21 protein-coding genes are annotated in these 20795 nt (G+C 40.5%); 18 read left to right on the top strand and 3 right to left on the bottom strand.

Features of this window, described 5'->3' with window-relative positions:
* The first annotated feature begins 100 nt into the window (after nt 1-100).
* From IGI67_RS24055 to IGI67_RS24010, 10 genes are all read left to right on the top strand, one after another.
* Complete coding sequence (locus IGI67_RS24055) at nt 101-2170, top strand: BglG family transcription antiterminator (RefSeq protein WP_429959619.1); 2070 nt, start codon at nt 101-103, stop codon at nt 2168-2170.
* 49 nt (nt 2171-2219) lie between these two features.
* Nucleotides 2220-2528 carry a PTS sugar transporter subunit IIB gene (locus tag IGI67_RS24050; protein ID WP_207108065.1) on the top strand — a complete coding sequence of 103 codons (309 nt, stop codon included), beginning with the start codon at nt 2220-2222 and terminating at the stop codon, nt 2526-2528.
* A 697-nt stretch (nt 2529-3225) separates the two neighbouring features.
* Nucleotides 3226-4509, top strand: coding sequence for a PTS sugar transporter subunit IIC (locus IGI67_RS24045; protein WP_207108066.1), 1284 nt, complete (start codon nt 3226-3228; stop codon nt 4507-4509).
* A 17-nt stretch (nt 4510-4526) separates the two neighbouring features.
* Nucleotides 4527-4934, top strand: a complete 408-nt coding sequence (locus IGI67_RS24040) for a tetratricopeptide repeat protein (protein ID WP_429959618.1) — start codon at nt 4527-4529, stop codon at nt 4932-4934.
* A 30-nt stretch (nt 4935-4964) separates the two neighbouring features.
* Nucleotides 4965-5831, top strand: coding sequence for a class II fructose-bisphosphate aldolase (locus tag IGI67_RS24035; protein WP_429959617.1), 867 nt, complete (start codon nt 4965-4967; stop codon nt 5829-5831).
* A gap of 1 nt (nt 5832) precedes the next feature.
* Nucleotides 5833-6450, top strand: coding sequence for an AAA family ATPase (locus tag IGI67_RS24030; RefSeq protein WP_429959616.1), 618 nt, complete (start codon nt 5833-5835; stop codon nt 6448-6450).
* Nucleotides 6451-6600: 150 nt separating this feature from the next.
* The gene (locus IGI67_RS24025) at nt 6601-7599 is read left to right on the top strand and encodes a LacI family DNA-binding transcriptional regulator (protein WP_429959615.1); all 999 of its coding nucleotides are present in this window, start codon (nt 6601-6603) and stop codon (nt 7597-7599) included.
* Nucleotides 7600-7660: 61 nt separating this feature from the next.
* Nucleotides 7661-9370, top strand: coding sequence for an alpha-glucosidase (locus IGI67_RS24020; RefSeq protein WP_429959824.1), 1710 nt, complete (start codon nt 7661-7663; stop codon nt 9368-9370).
* Nucleotides 9363-11228 carry a glucose PTS transporter subunit IIA gene (locus tag IGI67_RS24015; RefSeq protein WP_429959614.1) on the top strand — a complete coding sequence of 622 codons (1866 nt, stop codon included), beginning with the start codon at nt 9363-9365 and terminating at the stop codon, nt 11226-11228. Before IGI67_RS24020 ends, IGI67_RS24015 begins: the two co-directional genes overlap by 8 nt.
* 50 nt (nt 11229-11278) lie before the next feature.
* A complete protein-coding gene (locus tag IGI67_RS24010) occupies nt 11279-11452 on the top strand; it encodes a hypothetical protein (RefSeq protein ID WP_429959613.1) in 174 nt (57 codons plus the stop codon).
* 267 nt (nt 11453-11719) lie between these two features.
* On the opposite strand, the gene IGI67_RS24005 is transcribed toward IGI67_RS24010, so the two are convergent.
* Together IGI67_RS24005 and IGI67_RS24000 are read right to left on the bottom strand one after the other, a co-directional pair.
* Nucleotides 11720-12100, bottom strand: coding sequence for a MerR family transcriptional regulator (locus tag IGI67_RS24005; RefSeq protein WP_429959612.1), 381 nt, complete (start codon nt 12098-12100; stop codon nt 11720-11722).
* Between the two features lie 48 nt (nt 12101-12148).
* Nucleotides 12149-12769 (bottom strand): hypothetical protein, encoded by a 621-nt coding sequence (locus IGI67_RS24000; RefSeq protein ID WP_429959611.1) that lies wholly within the window; start codon nt 12767-12769, stop codon nt 12149-12151.
* Between the two features lie 193 nt (nt 12770-12962).
* Between IGI67_RS24000 and IGI67_RS23995 the strand changes: the two genes are divergently transcribed.
* The 7 genes from IGI67_RS23995 to arcC all read left to right on the top strand — a co-directional run bounded on the left by IGI67_RS23995 (nt 12963) and on the right by arcC (nt 18872).
* Nucleotides 12963-13379: a GNAT family N-acetyltransferase gene (locus IGI67_RS23995; protein WP_429959610.1), complete on the top strand. Its 417-nt coding sequence runs from the start codon at nt 12963-12965 to the stop codon at nt 13377-13379.
* An 11-nt stretch (nt 13380-13390) separates the two neighbouring features.
* Nucleotides 13391-13861 carry a VOC family protein gene (locus IGI67_RS23990; protein ID WP_429959609.1) on the top strand — a complete coding sequence of 157 codons (471 nt, stop codon included), beginning with the start codon at nt 13391-13393 and terminating at the stop codon, nt 13859-13861.
* 90 nt (nt 13862-13951) lie between these two features.
* Entirely contained in the window at nt 13952-14050 is a 99-nt protein-coding gene (locus IGI67_RS23985) for a VOC family protein (RefSeq protein ID WP_429959608.1), read from the top strand.
* A gap of 291 nt (nt 14051-14341) precedes the next feature.
* Nucleotides 14342-15715, top strand: coding sequence for an APC family permease (locus tag IGI67_RS23980; RefSeq protein WP_429959607.1), 1374 nt, complete (start codon nt 14342-14344; stop codon nt 15713-15715).
* A 22-nt stretch (nt 15716-15737) separates the two neighbouring features.
* A complete protein-coding gene (gene aguA, locus IGI67_RS23975) occupies nt 15738-16832 on the top strand; it encodes an agmatine deiminase (RefSeq protein ID WP_429959606.1) in 1095 nt (364 codons plus the stop codon).
* A gap of 96 nt (nt 16833-16928) precedes the next feature.
* Nucleotides 16929-17936 carry a putrescine carbamoyltransferase gene (gene ptcA, locus IGI67_RS23970; RefSeq protein WP_429959605.1) on the top strand — a complete coding sequence of 336 codons (1008 nt, stop codon included), beginning with the start codon at nt 16929-16931 and terminating at the stop codon, nt 17934-17936.
* 12 nt (nt 17937-17948) lie between these two features.
* The gene (gene arcC / locus IGI67_RS23965) at nt 17949-18872 is read left to right on the top strand and encodes a carbamate kinase (protein ID WP_429959604.1); all 924 of its coding nucleotides are present in this window, start codon (nt 17949-17951) and stop codon (nt 18870-18872) included.
* On the opposite strand, the gene IGI67_RS23960 is transcribed toward arcC, so the two are convergent.
* Nucleotides 18859-19638: a MurR/RpiR family transcriptional regulator gene (locus tag IGI67_RS23960; RefSeq protein ID WP_429959603.1), complete on the bottom strand. Its 780-nt coding sequence runs from the start codon at nt 19636-19638 to the stop codon at nt 18859-18861. The genes arcC and IGI67_RS23960 overlap by 14 nt on opposite strands.
* 86 nt (nt 19639-19724) lie before the next feature.
* Between IGI67_RS23960 and argF the strand changes: the two genes are divergently transcribed.
* Nucleotides 19725-20777, top strand: a complete 1053-nt coding sequence (argF, locus tag IGI67_RS23955) for an ornithine carbamoyltransferase (RefSeq protein WP_429959602.1) — start codon at nt 19725-19727, stop codon at nt 20775-20777.
* The last annotated feature ends 18 nt before the right edge of the window (nt 20778-20795 follow it).

Genomic DNA, 20795 nt, shown 5'->3' with positions numbered 1-20795 from the left:
AGGCTGCGCTTACATTGTTGCCAAAAAAGATTGCAAGAATCTCTACTTATCAAGAAAAATAAAGGGTTATATACTCACCTTAGACGAGAGGAAGATATAGATGAAAGATCGAACAGTAAAAATATTGCGGATTTTTATAACTTCTGATTATCCAGTCACACTTGCCAAACTGGAGGAAGAATTTCATACCAGTGCGCGAACGATTCGAAATGAATTACGGGAAATCAATCAATTTTTAGCTGCCGAAAAGATTCCAGAAATCAAAAATCTTCGAAAAAGGGGCTATCAATTAATCCTGAGCTCAGAAGAAAAGAAGGCCTTGTTAAAACAGATCGATTTAGTCAATGATGAACGCTACTTGGATCGTGAAAGCCGAATTTTTGATTTGATTCTTTCCTTTTCGCTAGGAAAAAAGGCGACCTTTCTTTATCAAAAGGAGGAAGAATACCAAATCTCTAAAAGCTCACTGGATGAGGATATGCGTCGCGTCAGAAATATTTTAACCGAATATGGCATTGAGGTTTTAAGTGTGCCAAAGCAGGGAATCATCCTGCAGGGGGCGGAACGATCGATTCGAACGATGATCTATGACATCATCAACAATTCAGTAGGCGTGATTGCGCCTCAAGGTGAGCAGGAATATTCCATCAATCGGACGATTTTAAACCATTATATTCCACAGCATTTATTAAAAAAACTAGATCAGCTCTACGTTGAGTCGATGGCTTCAATGGAGGACGCAATTTATCGAAATCAGCTGCTGGTATTCACAGCAGTATGGCTGAGCCGGTATCTGCGAGAAGATTTGATTGCCAGCTCGGCTTGGGAGGCTGCGGATACCCCTCAAAGCGACATTCGTGATTTTGTGACAGCGATCTGTGAGGCATTTCAACTCTCACCACCAGAAGTCGAAATCAAATACATTGTTTTCATGTTGAATACCTTTAACTCAAGAGATATGAATAATTCGATCGAATGGGTTCAGGCACAGCTTCTTTCGATACAACTGATGCAGTTTGTTGAAGCAAAAACGAAGATTCCCTTTTCGAGAAAAGAGGAGATGCTGCAAGAAGGTCTGTACAAGCATCTCGTTGGTCTGATCAATCGAGTGAAGAGTGATATTCAAATCGTCAATCCATTGAAGGAAAATATCAAAAAGAATTATGGCAATATTTATTCCGCCATTCATCAATTCACCCCCTCGATCGAGCAGGTGACCGGCAAGCAAATAACAGAAGATGAGATTGCTTTTCTCACGATTCATTTTTCCACCTCTGTCAGTGCGATTAATCAGGATCTTCATTACATCTATAAAGCGGTAGTCATTTGCAACCACGGAGTTGCGACCGGCAAGCTGCTGTCGGAAAACCTGAAGGAGCTCTTTAATATTGAGGTTCTGGCTGTACTGAGCTCACGAGAAGTGGACTTGATCGAAAAGCTAGATGTGGATTTGATATTCAGTACAGTAGCGATTGATTACCTGCAAAAGCCTGTGTTGGAGCTGGAGCCGATCATCAAGGAGGAAAGTAAAAAAAGAATCACCAGCTTTTTGAATGAGAATCAGAAGCTCAAGCGTCTAGTCAATAACGAGGATTCCACACAATTGTTCTACGCGCTGATCGATACCATTGAAAAAAGCGGCGGCGAGGTGTCAGGAGATATTTATAAAGAATTGGAAACGCTTTTTGACAAAAATCAATTAACGATAAACAAGAAGGAGATTCAGCCGATGTTAGAAGACGTACTAAAGGACAGCAATATTTTATTGAATGAGAAGGTAAACACTTGGGAGGAATCGATTCGCAGGGTTTCCGAACCATTAGTAAATGAACAGGTGATCGAGCCTCGGTATGTGACCGCCATGATCAACTCGGTAAAAGAATATGGTCCTTATATCGTGATCGGCAAATACATCGCATTGGCGCATGCGCGTCCTGAGGATGGCGTCAATCAGCTAGGGATCAGCGTGGCAACGATCAACGAGCCTATCGAATTTGGCAACGAAGAGAACGATCCGGTGAAAATTATTTTTTGCTTAGCAGCCATCGATGCCTATTCTCACTTAAATATTATGAGAAGCCTGATCGAATTGATCAATGATGAAGCCAAGGTAGATCGTTTGAGTCGAGAAACAGATATCGAAAGGTTCAAGGAAATCTTATTTAGTTAGGGAATTATGTTTTTACTATAAATATAAAACAGAAATGGAGAGAAAAAAGATGGGAAAACAGGTATCAATTTTATTCGTATGCGGGGCAGGGCTAGGAAGCAGTTTCGCTGCTCAAATGGCAGCGGAGGACGTGCTGAATGCACATGGCGTTGATGCAAAATTGGATCATGTAGATATTTCTACAGCGGCATCGTCACAATCTGACATTATTATCACAGCACAAAATTTCAAGTCGCAGTTTGAAAAATTTTCGATTGATGAAGAGAAAACAGCCATCGTTTATTTAAAAAATATCGTCTCAAAACCAGAAATCGAAGAAAAGCTTTTACCAATCTTAGAGTCAAAAGGTGCGTTGTAAAAAACAATAAGGATGCCAGTTTGCCAGTTTTACTTCTTGCTTCAGCAAGTTAGTAAAATGGTATGCGCAACGACAATCAGACTCATTTTTCATGTTTTCGAAAAATGATTTCTAAAATAGGAGTTAGCCTTTGTCTGAGTGCATTATGTAGAAATGGTATGTCAGCATGAAAATCAAACTCATTTTTCGGTTTGTGAAAAATGAATACACTAATATGAATAAGGATGCCAGTTCCACTTTTCACAGTTAGCAAAGGGGAGCGAAACAAAACACAAAAAAGTATCCCACTAAAACAGAGCATCTAGTGGAATGGTATACGGCATGAAAATCAAACTCATTTTTCGAATTTTGAAAAATGAATACACTAATATGAATAAGGATGTCAGTTCCACTCTTCGCAGTTATCACAATGAAAAGAGATAAAACGCAAGAATTAACCCACTAGAACAGAGCACCTAGTGGAATGGTATACGGCATGAAAATCAGACTCATTTTTCGAATTTTGAAAAATGAATACTTAAATATGAATAAGGATGCCAGTTCCACTCTTCGCAGTTATCACAATGAAAAGAGATAAAACGCAAGAATTAACCCACTAGAACAGTGCACCTAGTGGAATGGTATACGGCATGAAAATCAGACTCATTTTTCGAATTTTGAAAAATGAATACTCTAATATGAATAAGGAGCGAAACAAATGGGAATTGTTAATTTCATCATCGAGAATATTTTGACACAGGCGTCGATCACGATCGCTTTGATCGCGATGCTAGGGCTATGCTTGCAGAAAAAATCAGCTGGACAAGTTATATCAGGCACGCTGAAAACCTTACTTGGCTTTCAAGTATTGAGTGCCGGTTCCAGCATTATTGTCGGCAGCTTGACTTATTTTGGCGAGATCTTTACTGCTGGTTTCCACATGCAGGGGATCATTCCTTCAATCGAAGCAATCAACGGACAAGCGATGAATGAGTTGGGCTTAGGCCGTGACATCGCACTGACTTTTCTAGGTATTTTTATTGTTAATATTCTGATTGCTCGTTTTACGAAATGGAAATACATTTTCTTAACGGGTCAAGCGATTCTTTGGATGGCAACGATGACGACTGTTTTTGGTTATTTTTCTGGATTAAGAGGACTAGTGCTGATCGTTGTTGGAAGTATCGTTGGAGCGATTTTTGCTGTTGCGATGCCGGCGATCGCTCAACCGATTATTCGAAAAATTACCGGATCCGACGATATCGCTTTAGGACACTTCTGTACGATTGGTTATATGTTTGAAGCAGGTGTTGCATACATCTTTGGTGAACGCGGGGAGAACAAAAAATCAATCGAAGACATCAATTTGCCAAAATCCTTTGAGTTTTTACAGGACACGTATTTGTCAGTCATGGTCGTGATGGTTCCGTTATATATCATCACTGCGGCCTTTGCTGGTCAAGGCGTCGGTGATCACGGAGCGCAACACTATCTGATGTTTGCTTTCTTACAGGCCATTCAATTTGTTGTCGGCGTTTATGTGCTGTTATCAGGTGTACGTCTGTTGCTAGGTGAAATCGTACCGGCATTCCGCGGAATCGCCATGAAGCTTGTACCAAATGCGATTCCTGCATTGGACTGCCCTGTATTTTTCCCATATTCACCAAATGCCGTAATTCTAGGATTCATTACAACGACGATCGGTACGATCATCGCCATGTTTGTCCTGCCGACTTTTGGATTAGCGATGATTTTACCAGGTATGCTGACAAATTTCTTTGCGGGAGGAACAGCAGGGATTTTCGGAAACGCGACTGGGGGAAGAAGAGGAGCCATCATTGGCGGGATCGCCCACGGCTTCTTTATCACCTTATTGCCAGCGCTTTTAGTAACGATCTTCAATCAAATGGGCTTTATCAATGCCACGGCAACTGACGTAGATACTGTTACAGCAGCCTTGTTATATGCTTGGATTCTTAGTCCAATCTTGAAAATGTTCTAAAATTAGGAGGTTTCAACATGTTTGGTTTTTTTAAGAAAAAGAACAAAACAGAAAAATCAGTAGAAAAAATTGAGCTGTCGGCTGAAGAAAAGGAAGCTTTAGTAAAAGAGCAGCAGGAATTAGTGGTCAAAGCTGCTGAAGCTGAACAGGCGAATCCAATTGAAAAAAGTGAATTAGCCAGTCTGTATGAAACGCTTGGCTTGAACCAGGCCAAGCTGGAGCAGATTGATTCTGCCATCGAAAGTTTTGAAAAAAGCTTAGACTACAAACTGACGATCGGTGATGGCTACAAGAAATTAATGAGCCTTTACAATGGGAAACGTGCGGAGGCTGCTCGCAATGGCGATGATGCGGGTATCGAAAAGTATATGGGCAAAATGGACGAAATGCGTCAAATTGCCAAAAAAGTGACGATCAGCGGGTAATTAATCAAAAGAAAAGAAGGTATTGGATAAATGTATAAAACATTAAAAGAAGTAACGCAAATAGCAGAAGATTTGAACATGACGATTGGGGCGTTTAATACGCACAATTTGGAAATGCTGCCGGAAATGATTCGTGCAGCAAAGGAAATGGGTTCTCCGATCATTATTCAAACGAGTATCGATACTGCTAAATATATTGGCTACGATGTGATGGTCGCAGTGGTAAAGGAGATAGCGAATACGGAAATGGTAGATGTGGCATTGCATTTAGACCATGCCAGAGACTTTAATGAGATCAAGGCAGCGATTGATGCAGGCTATTCCAGCGTGATGTATGACGGTTCACATTTACCCTTCAAAGAAAACATCGCCAAAACGAAAGCAGTCGTTGAATATGCTCATGCCAAAGGGGTTTCTGTTGAAGGCGAACTAGGGACGATCGGCGGTACAGAAGAAGGAATTTCTGTAGCAGAAAACGACAAGGTTTATACAAAACCTGCTGATGCGGTAGAGTTTGTAAAACAGACAGCGATTGATGCTCTTGCCATCGCAATTGGAACGAATCACGGACAATTCAAATCCAAAACAGAAGTAAACATTCCATTATTAAAGGAAATTCATGCAGTGGTAGATGTACCATTAGTCATTCATGGCGGTACTGGTGTGAAGGAGGAGGATTATCCAGAATTGATCAACAATGGCATCCGCAAATTTAACGTTGGAACCGAATTATTAGTGAATTGGACCAAAGTGGCGAAGGAGTCATTCGGAGAAACAGAAGTAAATAAATCGCTTCGTCATAATGTCATACCAGCTAATCAGGCGGTCAAAGAAATCGTTAAACATAAAATCAGTCTGTTTATGAACGTGGACAGCCCTTTAGCGATGCAAAAGTAAGATGAAAAAGTATTTGATTTTGATCGCAGGCAGTCCGGCAACGGGAAAGTCTTATCTGATCAATGAAATGCGGCGTGTTCTAGGAGATTTCTTCCTGATCACGCCGGATGAGGGGAAGGAAATCCTGGCTGATCAGATCGGCTTTGACAATCTAACGGAGAAGAATGAGTTAGAGAGCAAAGTTTGGACGTTCTATTACAATGCTCTATCTTTATATATGGAAGCAGGGAAGCGCATCGTAGTTTCCGAATATCCTTTTAGTGATAAACAAAAAACTAAATTAAAAAATTTAGCCGAACGCTATCACTACGAACCAATCACGATTCGTTTAGTCGCAGATTTTGACGTTCTTTGGCATCGTAGAAAGGCCAGAGATGTTGAACCTGATCGCCACCTGAGCCACATTATGACTCATTATCATTTTGGCGATACACTGATTGATCGAACACAGGCGGATAATCTGATTACAAAGGAAGCCTTTCGTGAAATTATCGACGCACGAGGATACAACCAATTTCAATTAGGCCATTTAACAGAATTTGATGTATCTGATTTCTCAACAGTTAATTACGAGCCCTTTCTAAAAGAATTAGCTGAACAAATAGCACAGAACCGCTGATCCCTCAGATCAGCGGTTCTTTTGTCCTTTTTTGATGACATAAATGAGAATGTAGAAATTTTTCGTTCATAACTTTTAAAATTCTTGTTGACAAAAATATCAAGACGTCGTACTATATTTATGAAATCGATACCATAAGGCGGTGATGTATTGGCAACTATCAAAGATGTAGCAAAAAAGGCAGGTCTTTCTGTTTCGACAGTTTCTAGGTACTTAAATAACCATCCGTATATTTCTGAAGACAAACGAAAACGAATCCAAGATGCTATGGCAGAATTGGATTATACTCCAAGCTCTGTGGCTACTCAGTTACGCTCCAAAAAGGGGACAATGATTGGGATTTTAGTTTCTCGAATTGTCAACCCATTCTTTTCCCATCTAGTAGATTCAATCGAAAAAAATGCACGAGCTCATGGCTACAACGTTTTAGTGATGCAAACTTATGATGACAAGAAAGCAGAGACGAATATGCTTGAGATGCTAAAGCAGCAAGTAATTGCCGGATTGATTATGTGTTCGATTGAGGGAGATTCGAAAAACATTGAAGCCTATCGGGAATATGGCCCGATTGTCTTATGTAACGAACAGATCCCGGATACCACTCTGCCACAGGTTTTTACGAATCAGGAAGCAGCCAGCTTTGATGCAACGAGCTATTTGATCAACAAAGGACATAAAAAAATTGCTTATTGTACAGGGGGAACATTGACACGTGGAGGACACGGAAATTCTCGTACCGAAGGATTTGAACGAGCGTTGAGGGAGTCCAACTTGCCAATGAAAATTGACTGGATATTTAAACAGGTGCATACAGTCGAAGATGGCAAAAAGGTAGCAGATAAATTACTAGCGTTAACAGAAGATGATCGCCCCGATGCAGTATTCACCAGCAGCGATGAAGTAGCCAGCGGCATTCTAGCAAGATATTTAGAGGTCGGGAAAAGGGTACCAGAAGATCTGGCAATTATGGGATTTGATAATCAGCCTTTTACTGAGATGTTGGCGGTGCCTTTAACGACAATTGCACAGCCAGTTGAAGCTTTAGGTCGAGAATCGAGTAATTTACTAATGGCACATATGGAGGGAGAAAAGTATCAGCTGGATAAATCTGATTTGGTACTAAAATTGATTATACGAAAATCTGCTTAGCAGATTTTTTTAAAATTAAAATATGGTATCGATACCATAAAAAGGAGCGAGAGTTTTGGAGATGACTTTAGAAAAGAAACAGTGGTTGAATGAAGAGCAGATTTTTTGGAAGGAAGAGGTAGTTTATCAGATATATCCAAAGAGTTTTTATGATAGTAACGGAGATGGTATTGGCGATATCAAAGGTATTATTAAAAAATTAGATTATCTGCAAGAGCTTGGTGTTACAATGTTGTGGATTTGTCCAATTTTTACTTCACCAATGGTTGATAATGGCTACGATATAGCCGATTATAAAGGTATACAGGCAGATTTTGGTACGATGGCTGATCTGACGGAGCTGATTGCATCTGCAAAGGAAAGGAACATCAAGCTGATTCTCGACTTAGTAGTAAATCATTCTTCCGATGAACATGCCTGGTTCCAAGCAGCTTTAGCAGATAAAGAAAGTGTCTATCGAGACTACTATATTTTTAAAGCTGGTAAGGCTGGAAATCCACCAAATAATTGGCGTTCGATTTTTGGCGGCAGTGTTTGGGAACCTGTTCCAAATGAAGACAATATGTATTACTTTCATACCTTTGATAAAAAACAGCCCGATCTAAATTGGGAGAATCCAGCATTAAGAAAGCAAATTTATGAAATGATTAATTGGTGGATGGAAATGGGAATCGCTGGGTTTCGAATTGACTCTATCACCTTCATAAAAAAAGATCAGGATTATAGTGATGCGGTAATAGACGGTTCTGATGGTTTAGGGAGTGTAAAGAATAAAACAAGGAATCGCCCTGGAATCGAGGCATTTCTAATTGAACTGAATAACGAAACTTTTAAAAAATATGAATGTGTAAGTGTTGGAGAAGCACCTGGTGTTCCATATGAGCAATATGCTCAATATATCGGCAAGGATGGTTATTTTAATATGATTTTTGATTTCCATTATGCAGATATTGATGTTAAAAACGGCAGTGAATGGTTTCGTCGCACAAAATGGCAGCCTCAGGATTTAAAGGAATTATTATTTCGGAGTCAACAAGCGATACAAAGCAGCGGCTGGGGAGCAAATTTTTTAGAAAATCATGATCAGCCTCGCTCGTTATCAAAATATATTACAGACGAACATTATCAGAATGAAATTGGAGCAAAAGCGTTAGGAGCTTTGTTCTTCTTTTTAAGAGGAACCCCGTTTATCTATCAGGGACAAGAAATTGGTATGAAAAATTTTCAACGTGAAACGATCGAAGATTTTAATGATGTATCTAGTATCGATAATTACCATCGTTCACTATTAGAAGGTTATTCTGAGAAAGAAGCGCTAGATTTTGTGAATTGGCGTTCCAGAGATAATACTCGAACCCCGTTTCAATGGAATGCTTCAAGTAATGCCGGTTTTAGTAAATCTACAAATTCTTGGATAAAATCAACTGGGAATCAGAAAGATGTGAATGCCGCGGATCAGATTCATCGATCCAATTCAGTTTTTTCCTTTTATAAAAAAATGATTCAATTGCGCAATCACTCTACTTACCGTGACACGTTGATCTACGGACATTTTACTCCTTTGAAAACAGCTGATGCGGTGATCGCTTATGAAAGAACAGGGAAAGAGCAGGTTCAAGTATTTGTTAACTTAAGTAACCAATTGCAGAAAATCCAAGCTTCAGGAGAAGTTTTGCTGAATAACTATTGTGAGCTGAGTAAAGAGGATGGTTCGCAGGTATTACAACCATATCAGGCTGTTGTAATCAGAAAGGGTGAAAAACATGACTAAAATAAACTATCAAGAGATCGCAAAAAAACTTGTTTCCGTTATAGGAGAAGATAATATTGTTTCTGCTACCCATTGCGCCACCCGTTTACGACTACAAGTGAAGGACCGAAAAGCCATTGATGACAGTCAAGTAGAGCAGGTGGAAGAAGTCAAAGGAGTCTTTTACAATGCGGGTCAATATCAAGTGATCCTTGGAGCAGGAATCGTGAACAAAGTTTTTGATGCATTACAATCGATCTATTCATTTAATGAAGTATCCAAAGATCAAATGGCAAAAGATGATTCATCTGCTTTACAACGAGCCGTTCGTAATATTGCTGATATCTTTGTCCCGATCATTCCGATTTTAGGTGCAACTGGGTTATTTCTCGGGTTGAAGGGCGTCCTGTTTAATGAAACTGTGCTAAATACGATGGGGCTGTCACCAAACAGTATCCCCGAATGGTTGAGTGCTTCGGTGACAGTATTGACCGATACCGCATTTGGTTTCTTAACAGCTTTCATTTGTTGGTCAGCATTCAAAAAAATGGGCGGCTTGCCGATTATCGGATTCTTGATAGGATTAATGCTGGTTTCACCAGCGTTGCCTAATGCCTATGCTGTTGCCGGAGGGACAGCAGAACCAATCATGGCTTTTGGCGTGATTCCTTTGGTGGGTTACCAAGGATCGATTTTGACTGCGCTGATCACAGGAATGATCGGCGCTACATTGGAGAAAAAATTACGTAAAGTCATGCCCAATGCAATGGATCTGATTTTCACTCCTTTTGTCGTGATACTCGTTTCAGTTTTTATAGCTCTATTTGTTTTAGGACCCATTGTTCATGGATTTGAAGGACAAGCGGTCAAAGTTATTGAAATGTTCTTGCACTTGCCATTAGGTCTTGGCGGTTTGATTATTGGATTTTTGTATCCGATTGCAGTAATGACTGGTATGCATCACATGTTCATCATGATTGAGACATCTTTAATCGCTACTACTGGTTTCAATCCATTGATTACTGTTTGTGCAATGTACGGTTTTGCGAATGCAGCTGTTTGTCTGGCAATTGCTTTGAGAACCAAAAGTACATCAATCAAGACAGCTGGAATTTCAGCGACGGTCACTCAAATGCTAGGAGTTAGTGAACCAGCTTTATTTGGGGTGGTGATGCGAACTGGGATGAAAGCGATAATAGTTATGTTAGGAAGCTCAGCAATTGGCGGAATGGTTCTCTCATTATTAGGAATTCAAGCAAATAGTTATGGCTTAGCTGTGTTGCTGTCGCCTTTGATGTATATATATGAACCATATCAAGTAATTACCTATGTATTGATTGGAATCGGTACCTTCATTCTGGCTTTTGTTCTAACCAATATCTTTGTAATCAAGAAAAGTGCAAAAGTCGAAAACATCTCGCAATCACAAAGAAAAGCAAAAAATGTAAAAGTCTATTCTCCAATTGAAGGAGAAATTATTCCAATTACAGAAGTCAATGATCAGGTTTTTGCCAGCAAAATGATGGGTGAAGGTTTTGCTGTATTGCCAAGTAAGGAGGCAATTAAGGCGCCCATTTCGGGTTTAGTAAAAATGATTGCACCAACAAAGCATGCGATTGGAATCACCGCAGATGATGGTTTGGAATTATTACTGCATCTAGGAATTGATACTGTTGAACTGAATGGCGAGCCATTTAACTTAACCATTAAAGAAGGAGATACCATTCAGCAAGGACAGGTGATCGGATCAATTGATTTAAAAATGATCGAAGGAAAAGGCAAAGATGCAACAGTGATGGTGATCATCACGGATTCCAAGGAAACAATCTCAGGTTTGGAATACAATCAAGACTATGTTTTGCCCATCCTAGGCTCTTAGGCGAATAACATGGAGTAGACACAGGAAAATCGTTATAAGGTGTATCAGGAATGGATGAGTATGTTAATAACTTGAAGACAACTATTGTCTTCAAAAGTGATGATTGCCCAGAGACAGATCTGCCGAATGATTTTAATGGACTTATTTTTTTAGTTGGACGAAAGAATGGAGGAAATCGAGAGAAGAGAAGGTTGTTGATTCATCTGAACGGTTTATCAGGCTAACAAACATTTGTCGTGATAGCGTGCTCTTTTTCAAATCCAACCGATTAAAAGACTAATCTTAATAATATTTATTCTCAATTCGACATGCGATGTTTTAATCAATAGTGGAGAGAAGTTCTTAACATCAATTATTATCCAATCGATAATAAAAAAATTTGGTAAGAAAGATAGAGAATGATAACGTATCAAAGCAATCTATTATGAATTAGAATAAATCAAAATGGGTAACGAAGAATTCTTCGTTACCCATTTTGATTTGTACATGAGTTACCTATTTTTCTCCAAAATGGCTTCATGCTGTCGGCTGTATTTGGCAATTTTTCGATCAATTTTATCCAGATATGCCTGCGTTTGCGCCAATTGCTTTTCAACCTCTTTCTTGTGTTCCGTAAAGAAATTAAGTCGGTTTTCATAGGTTGGATCACCAGCCATCGACCATTCGACAAATTGCTTAATGTCGTTTAATTGCATTCCGGTATTTTTCAAGCAGGTGATAATGGATAAATACTCCAGATCCTTCTCGTCAAAATAGCGGCGGCCATGTTCATCTCGTGCCACAAAAGGAAGCAGCCCTTTCTGATCATAAAATCTTAATGTATAGGCACTAAGGCCTGTTTTCTTAGAAATATCACTTATTTTGTAGGACAACTTTTTCTCCTCCTTTGTCATTTCTATTTTAACAGATGTTGGGTGCGGTTATTGCGAACACTTTAGAATCAGCTGGATTGTTTTAGCCGCTTCTTCTCCTTGGGGGAGGCAATTTTCCGCTAACTTGCTAATCTCACTATCCGTTGGAAAAATACCGACTTCCTCAAAAGTAAGCGGCAAGTGGGCGGCGCGGAAAAAATTTTCCATTGCATGAATCCCTTTTAATGCGGTTTCTTCAGCACATTCGCAAGGAGCGATTTTCATACTATTGACAGCAAATGCCACAAAGCGTTTCAAGCGCTTCTGATAAACCGCGCGTGCCCAGTTTGACCAAACAATACTTAATGCGAAAACAGGAGATAGGTCAAAATACACACTGAGTTCATGGGCCATTTTCAGTACTGAAAAATCAGTATACCTTTCTGGAATACGTGGTGAATAGCGGATTACTTCTATTAAATTGTTCGGTTCACGATAAGAGACAGTGTCTATCAGGTTGTGGAGCAGCGCTTCGTAAAGCTTGTCAATGACCGGTGAATGTTCTTGCTTTGTCACATACATCGTAGCGATCTGCATAATAAAATAGGTATTCTTTTTTGCGATGGCTTCCTCCTGATAATCCTTTGCAGGGTTCGGACTTGTGTGAGGGTAGTATAGTAATTGCTGCATAATAAGCACTCCTTTTTTGATTTGGATTAGGGCAAATTGTTTTGTTGCATATTATTTATTGGATAAATTTAGCTTAATACTTTGAGTATACTCTAAGTCAACAGGTAAATGAGCATCAGTTAGAGTAAAGGCTGACTGATTTTTTTGTGTAGAAGAATGCTATACTAAAAGAAACTATCGGGAGGTGGGGGAATTGGAGATTCGTCCTGTGCAGGAATCAGATCGCGCATTTTGGTTCACGCTAGATCAGCATTTGCCAAAGGAGCAATTTGATCAGAAGGTTCGGGAAAAGCTTGGGTACGTTTTATCGGTCGACGGTGTGGCCGTAGGACTAATGAGATACAATTTTTTCTGGGACGAGCACCCTTTCTGTACGATGCTGTATGTGGCCGAAGAATACCAAGGCAGAGGCTATGGTAGAGCATTAATGATATTTTGGGAAAAAGAGATGCAGCAGCGGGGCTATAAAATGCTGATGACCTCGACTCAAGTAGATGAGCAGGCCCAGCACTTTTACCGCAAATTAGGTTATCAGGATGCCGGTGGTTTACTGATTCCGGTTCCTGATTATCAGCAGCCGATGGAGATTTTTTTTGTCAAAGGAATTTAAGGAGGAGAAGAATGAACTATCAAGGAACATTGATCGCAGTGGCAGATATTGAAAGGGCCAAAGAGTTTTATCATTCTGTTTTAGGATTGGAAGTAATGGTGGATGCGGGTGAGCATATACAATTGACAGGTGGATTATTTTTACAAACGGTGGATAGTTGGGCGGAATTTATTCATAAAAAAGCAACGGAAGTCGTGCTTGAGAATAATGCCAGCGAATTGTACTTTGAGACGGATGACATGGATGATTTCATCAAACTGCTGGATGGTCGGAGCGATATCCTTTATCTGCATCCTCTGCTGGAGCATAGCTGGGGACAACGAGCTGTGCGTTTCTATGATTTGGATAAGCACATTATTGAGGTATCTGAGAGTATCACCATGGTAGTCAGACGCTTCCTTGATTCTGGTTTGACGATCGAGGAAACAGCAAATCGAACAGGCGTAGATGTTGGCTACATCGAAAATGTTTTGAAGCAGTAATCACTGTTTGATTGGCAAAGGAGTAGAATCTAGTGAAGGGAAAGAAAGCAAGAATAGGTGCGGCTCTCAAAGCTAGAGGTACAATTTTCGATGGGCGAACCAATCATCTTTTCATTTGGTATACGCAATTTTTATGTTGCTGATCCAGAAGGGAACTTACTGGAAATTGGCAGTACAAAAGAAAAATAAATTTTTTACAACGTAGGAAAAATAAGTGATTCAAAAGCCATTTTCAAAATAACTTAACAAAACGAAAGTCAAACGACGATTGTACTTAACGAAATGAAAGTATAATCGTTGTTTGGCTTTTCTTATTTTCTTAAAGACTTACTTGTTTCAAAAGTGTTTCATAACATGAAACGCTCCCCAATATATGTTTCACTGATACATTCGAACGCAATGGTATAGACGTAGTAAAGGCTCAGATGATAGATTCAAAGTATAAATAAAAGCGCTTACATAAGGGAGGAGGGGGTACGGATGGAAACGAAAAAGAAATTGGGGTTCTTTTCAATTTTAGCACTGGCATTTTCTTCTGTCTTTTCATTGGAATTGATTTCCTCTCAGGCAAAACTAGGGCCATCGTTAATAGTCAATTTCATTTTTATTGGCTGTACCTATTTTTTAGCTCATGGTCTTATCTGTGCAGAATTGGGATCAACTTATCCGGATCAAGGTGGAATTTACGTTTGGGTCAAGCGAGCCTATGGTGACAAGTGGGCTGCTCGTACGACCTGGTGGTATTGGTTGAATGTAGCTGGGTTTATACCAGCAACAGCGGTCGTGATGGTATCTATCGTAAAAGAAATGTTTTTCCCCAATTTGTCTGTTTGGGGCATCGTACTTATCTGTATCGCATGTGTTTGGTTTGTAGTGATCTTCAATTGCATTGATTTGCAGAAGGCCCAATGGCTGCCGATTATCAGTTCAATCAGCAAGGTCTTAGTGACATTCGTTTTGATAGCAGGGGGACTTTACTCAAGCTTTACTCACGGGGTGCAGCATTCTTTTGCGACAGATTCATGGCTGCCTGAATGGGATTTAAGTTTTGCTGCATTGATTCCAGTTTACGTATACAGTGTGACAGGGTTTGATTTAATCAGCTGTTCAGCAGGCGAACTTGAAAACCCCAGAAAGAATGTTCCGAAAACAGTCTTTTTGAGCGGATTTTTTACAATCTTCTTTTATATTCTTTCTGCTTCAGCGATTATCATGGTTTTGCCAACAGGAAGTATCAGTGAGACATCAGGACTTTTTGATACAGTTGTTGCAATGTTTGGTAGTAAATGGCTAGTGAATGTTATCGGAATCGTCACGTTCGTTGGCTTTTTAGGCTATGTATTCGGTTGGGCGTTGGGTGGTAATAAAGTAGCACTTGAAGCAGGTGAAAGCGGCGAGCTGCCAAAGTTTTTTGCAAAGACAAATCGCGCCTATGCTCCTGTAGGTTCCGCTGTTCTATTAGGGATTGTTTCGACAGGGTTATTGATTTTTTATGGTATTACTGCCAGTACAAGCGAAAGCTTATTTTGGACCTTATTGGCGTTCACCTCAATCATCTTTTTCTTGCCCTATATCGTTTTGAGCTTTACTTTTTTGAAGCTGCGTAAAATGGATCAAGCGATCAAGCGACCGTTTAAAGTACCATTTGGTAAAAAAACGGCGTATTTGGTTGCGATCGTTCATGCTATCTTCTTGGTTTTCAGCAGTATTTCATTTTTAATTCCGCCAGAAGGAGATAATCCTCACCTCTATGTCATCAGCCTGATCGTTGGCCTGGCTTTATCGATCGGTTGCGGTGAAGGTTTGATCTATCTTGCAATGAAACAGCAAAAAGCATCGGTGCTCGATGCATAAAAAATAAAGGAGTGTTTTCATTATGGCAAAAAGACTTGCTTCAACACCAAAAAAAGACGGCTTTCGGATGCCGGGTGAGTTTGAACCGCAGAAACAAATTTGGATGATTTGGCCAGAGCGACCGGATAATTGGCAGCATGGCGGAAAGGATGCTCAAAAAGCTTTCACCGATGTGGCTAATGCCATCAGCAAATTTACCCCTGTCACGATGTGCGTTTCTGCAGCTCAATATGAGCATTGTCGTAATTCCTTACCAAACAATATCCGTGTTGTGGAGATCGCGAATGATGATGCCTGGATGAGAGATTGCGGACCAACCTTTGTAGTCAATGATAAAGGGGATGTCCGTGCAGTTGATTGGGACTTTAACGCATGGGGCGGACTGGTCGACGGCTTATATTTTCCATGGGCAGAAGATCAAAAATTAGCTCAAAAGGTTTGCGAGATTGAATCTATCGATACGTATCACACACCGGACTTTGTTTTAGAAGGCGGCTCAATCCACGTCGATGGCGAAGGGACAGTCATGGTGACAGAAATGTGCCTGCTGTCAGAAGGACGTAATCCGCATTTAAATAAGGCAGAAATTGAAGAGATGCTGAAGGAATATTTGAATACTGAAAAAGTTTTGTGGATCCCTCGTGGAATTGATCCAGAAGAAACCAACGGACATGTCGATGATGTGGCTTGTTTTGTTCGCCCCGGAGAAGCAGCGTGCATCTACACAGAGGATACAGATCATCCATTCTATGAAGTGGCAAAAGAGACCTATGACTATCTAAGCAGTCAGACAGATGCGAAGGGTCGAAAGCTGAAAGTACACAAGCTGTGCACGACGATTGATCCAGTGACTTATGGTGAAGAATATGAGGTTGATACAGTCGCCGGCAGTATTCCAAGACACGCAGACGATATATGCATCACTTCTTATATGAATTTTTTAATTACGAATGGTGCTATTATCGCTCCACAATATGGCGATAAAAATGATTCCTTGGCATTAGAACAATTGCAGGAAATGTTCCCAAAACATGAAATCGTGGGTGTTCAAACGAGACAAGTCGTCTATGGCGGAGGGAATATCCATTGTATTACGCAACAGCAGCCAAAGGGATAGAGTTGCTGTGTCACAAAATTAACAGAAGGACCTGTGCATGGATAGCCAAGTCATTTATTATGTTTTATTCATTATTAAGCGATAGGAGTAGAGAAGATGAGACATTTTATTGATACAAATGAATTTACGAAAACAGAGCTTTTGACTATTATCAATCTTTCTCTGTTGATCAAGGATTGTGTGAAGAAGGGGTACTATCCGCCGTTGATGCGGCGTAAAACATTAGGCATGATTTTTCAGCAAAGTTCCACTCGTACACGAGTTTCGTTTGAGACAGCGATGGAGCAGTTGGGCGGGCATGCTCAGTATTTAGGACCAGGAATGATTCAACTAGGAGGTCATGAAACGATTGGAGATACCGGGAAGGTCCTTTCTCGATTGGTCGATGTGGTGATGGCACGGGTAGCGGAGCATCAAACGGTTGTCGATTTAGCAGAGGTTTCGACTGTGCCAGTTATTAATGCGATGAGCGATTTCAATCATCCTACCCAGGAAATCGGTGACTTGTGTACCATTGTTGAAAATTTACCTGAAGGAAAACGCCTAGAGGATGTAAAAGTAACGTTTGTTGGAGATGCAACGCAGGTTTGTGCGTCGTTGGGTTTTATCACAACAAAATTAGGCATGAATTTCGTTCATTATGGTCCAAAAGGCTATCAATTGAATGAAGAGTATCAATCCGTTTTAGCAAAAAATGTACAGGAAAATGGCGGGAGCTTCCTAGTAACAGATGATCCGAAACGGGCTTTGCCGGGGACCGATTTTGTTTATACAGATGTTTGGTATGGGCTTTACGAAAGTGAGCTGTCTCCGGAAGAAAGAAATCGAATTTTTATGCCGAAATATCAAGTCAATCGTGAATTGCTAGAGCAGTGCAGTCTTGGTGTGAAATTTTTACATTGCTTGCCGGCAACTAGAGGTGAAGAGGTCACGGATGAGGTCTTAGATTCATCGATTTCCTTAGCTTTTGATGAGGCAGAGAATCGTCTGACCGCCATGCGCGGCTTGCTGGTCTATCTAACCAACTATCAAAAGGACAGCAGCGAGTACGAACAGCTGGCCGCAAAAGAGAAACTCAACAGCTTTTTGGAAAGCTTAGAATAGGACGTGATTACTATGGCGAAAATTGTTGTAGCATTAGGCGGCAATGCCTTAGGAAATTCAGCGATCGAACAATTATCTCGTGCGCAATTAGCGGCTAAATCAATTGTCGACTTGATTGTTAAAGGGCATAAAGTGGTTATCGCTCACGGCAATGGACCGCAGGTTGGTCAAATCCGCTTGGCGTTTGAAACGAGTGGTGAGAAGGAGGTTATGCCGTTAGCAGAATGCATCGCAATGAGTCAAGGATACATCGGGTATCATTTGCAACAAGCAATCGATGAGGAGCTGGAGAGCCGCGGGATAAAGGACGTACCAGTTATTTCAATGCTTACTCAAGTAGTAGTGGCTGCGGACGATCCGGTCTTTCAATGTCCGACAAAACCAATCGGCGGCTATTATTCCGAGGAAGAAGCGAAAAGATTAATGGCAGAAACGAACATCAGCTATCAAGAGGATTCTGGGCGAGGCTGGCGGCGAGTGGTCCCTTCTCCAAAACCCATTGATATTTATGAGAAAAACAGTCTTCAGACATTAGTCAATGCTGGACAAGTAGTCATCGCCTGCGGTGGTGGTGGGATTCCGGTAGTGTATCACGGAACAAAATATGCCGGAGTTGACGCGGTGATCGACAAAGATTTTGCAGCATCAAAAATGGCAACTCTAATTGAGGCGGACGTGTTTGTTATCTTGACAGCGGTTGATTACGTTTATGTCAATTTCGGTAAGGAGAATCAAAAAGCATTGAAGGAAGTCAGTCTCGCACAAATGCAGCAATATATTGCAGAAAATCAATTTCCGGCTGGCAGTATGCTCCCGAAAGTAGAAGCAGCCTGCGAGTTTGTCAGCAGCGGAAAGAAAAAAACTGCTATTATTGCCAATCTTGAGCAGGTAGCTCAGGCAATCACAGCAGAAACAGGAACGATTATTCGCTTGTAGTAGCGCGTTTTAAGCGTTTATAAAGAATCAATTCGACAATAGCGATCATCGAAATACGGGAAGTCATATCAAGACTGTCATAAATAATTTCATCAGTAAAAATATAAAAATCAATATCGCATAAATTTTGCACAACATTGGTGACCGCTCGAGTAAAGCTGACGATTGTTGCTTGCGAGGATTGCTTGACTAGTTCGATGGTTTCAATAATTGCCGAGCTGTCCCCAGTGTAGGCGAAGGCAAATAAAATGTCATTGTCATTAATGTTATGCACCGCATTGCGGATAGCCGCTTTATCTGCTAGCAATACGGAACGAAAGCCTTGAGCAGTGAACAGCCAATCAACATATCGCAAGGCCTGCAGGTCCAATTCTTCACCGATTAAATAGATTACAGGATCGTTGTCCAATAGTTGATTGAACTTCTCCATGCGTTCTTGATCAGCAACACGGACGGATTCCATAATATTTTTAAGATATTCTTCACGATAATCCTTTTGCTTAATGGAGTGGGGGATTTCCTGCGGTGCCTCTGGCGTATTTGATAGACTATCCACGAAATCGCTGTAGCCTTCGAAGCCTAATTTTTTAGTGAAGCGGAAAATCGTTGCTGAAGAGACATAGCATTTCTTAGCCAGCTGGCGAATGCTGTAATGCTTCGCTTCTTCAAAATTTTTCAAAACATATTGAAAAATTCTTCTTTCTGATTCATTTAATTGCGGAAAATTTTGATTTGCTGCTGAATAGAAATTTTTCGTTTCTGTCACAGAACCACCTGCTTTCTTGTAATTTTATTATAACTCAAATTCTACTATCAAAACGATTCAATTTGACTAACTGGAGGTCTGGTAAAATGAAGCTATCACATGATAAAAATTACCCAATCAAGCATTTTGTAGACAACTATGATCTGTCCAAAGAGGAAATTCAAGATATTTTAAGTACGATTATTCAATTAAAGGAAGCGGCGTATCAAAATGCGGTTCCTCAATTATTAAAGGGTGCGACCTTAGCGATGATTTTTGAAGAACCATCGACTCGCACTCGGGTATCCTTTGAGACCGCAATGGCAGAGTTAGGAGGGCATGCACTGTATTTAAAACCTGGAGAGATTCACTTTGGTTCTCATGAAGCAATCAAAGATACCGCTCAAGTATTGTCTAGTATGTGTGATGGGATAATGTTGCGGACGGAAGACCATGAATTAGTGCTAAATTTGGCAAAATACGCTACGGTACCTGTTTTCAATGCCATGACCTATTATATTCATCCGACACAAGGATTAGCCGATGTTTTGACCATGATGGAGCATCTGCCTGCTGGGAAAACGTTAGATGATAGCCAAATCGTTTTTGTCGGAGATTCTGGCGAAAACGGTATTATGTCGATGGAACATGCGCATTTAGCTGCATCATTGGGTTTGAAATACACGATTGCTTCACCAAAGAAGTATTCCATCAGCCAAGCGGAAATCGATAAAGTAAATAAAAAAATGGCAATCACCGGAGGGAAACTAACTGTGACCGAGAATGTTGAAGAAGCAGTAAAAAATGCTGACTTTATCATTCCGGATGTTTGGTACTATTATGGTTACGAAGATGAAAAAGAAGAACGGACAGCAGCATTTTATCCCCGCTATCAATTGAACATGCAAATGTTGGAAATGGCACCAGCGCATTGTAAAGCCATGCATTGTCTGCCTGCAAATCGAGAAGTTGAGATTACTAGTGAGGTACTGGATCACCCGACGCGTTCCTTGGTTTTTCAAGAGGCAGAAAACCGGCTGCATGTACAAAGAGGTTTGTTAGCTTGGTACTTGTATCCTCGATTAAAACGGGCGGATAAACAGACCAAGGCATTTTATGAAGGAAAAATACGAGCCTTCCTTGATCAAAAGCTAAACTAGAAAGGTAGGGGATAGGTT

The sequence above is a fragment of the Enterococcus sp. AZ196 genome, assembly GCF_050498845.1.
GTDB lineage: Bacteria > Bacillota > Bacilli > Lactobacillales > Enterococcaceae > Enterococcus_A > Enterococcus_A murrayae.
The sequence above is the reverse complement of the archived record's forward strand: the minus strand, read 5'-3'. Positions and strand labels throughout refer to the sequence as shown.

Coding starts and splice junctions, on each gene's coding strand:
- IGI67_RS24055 (WP_429959619.1), top strand. CDS start 101: ATGAAAGATCGAACAGTAAAAATATTGCGGATTTTTATAACTTCTGAT.
- IGI67_RS24050 (WP_207108065.1), top strand. CDS start 2,220: ATGGGAAAACAGGTATCAATTTTATTCGTATGCGGGGCAGGGCTAGGA.
- IGI67_RS24045 (WP_207108066.1), top strand. CDS start 3,226: ATGGGAATTGTTAATTTCATCATCGAGAATATTTTGACACAGGCGTCG.
- IGI67_RS24040 (WP_429959618.1), top strand. CDS start 4,527: ATGTTTGGTTTTTTTAAGAAAAAGAACAAAACAGAAAAATCAGTAGAA.
- IGI67_RS24035 (WP_429959617.1), top strand. CDS start 4,965: ATGTATAAAACATTAAAAGAAGTAACGCAAATAGCAGAAGATTTGAAC.
- IGI67_RS24030 (WP_429959616.1), top strand. CDS start 5,833: ATGAAAAAGTATTTGATTTTGATCGCAGGCAGTCCGGCAACGGGAAAG.
- IGI67_RS24020 (WP_429959824.1), top strand. CDS start 7,661: ATGACTTTAGAAAAGAAACAGTGGTTGAATGAAGAGCAGATTTTTTGG.
- IGI67_RS24015 (WP_429959614.1), top strand. CDS start 9,363: ATGACTAAAATAAACTATCAAGAGATCGCAAAAAAACTTGTTTCCGTT.
- IGI67_RS24010 (WP_429959613.1), top strand. CDS start 11,279: ATGGATGAGTATGTTAATAACTTGAAGACAACTATTGTCTTCAAAAGT.
- IGI67_RS24000 (WP_429959611.1), bottom strand. CDS start 12,769: ATGCAGCAATTACTATACTACCCTCACACAAGTCCGAACCCTGCAAAG.
- IGI67_RS23990 (WP_429959609.1), top strand. CDS start 13,391: ATGAACTATCAAGGAACATTGATCGCAGTGGCAGATATTGAAAGGGCC.
- IGI67_RS23985 (WP_429959608.1), top strand. CDS start 13,952: ATGGGCGAACCAATCATCTTTTCATTTGGTATACGCAATTTTTATGTT.
- IGI67_RS23980 (WP_429959607.1), top strand. CDS start 14,342: ATGGAAACGAAAAAGAAATTGGGGTTCTTTTCAATTTTAGCACTGGCA.
- aguA (WP_429959606.1), top strand. CDS start 15,738: ATGGCAAAAAGACTTGCTTCAACACCAAAAAAAGACGGCTTTCGGATG.
- ptcA (WP_429959605.1), top strand. CDS start 16,929: ATGAGACATTTTATTGATACAAATGAATTTACGAAAACAGAGCTTTTG.
- arcC (WP_429959604.1), top strand. CDS start 17,949: ATGGCGAAAATTGTTGTAGCATTAGGCGGCAATGCCTTAGGAAATTCA.
- argF (WP_429959602.1), top strand. CDS start 19,725: ATGAAGCTATCACATGATAAAAATTACCCAATCAAGCATTTTGTAGAC.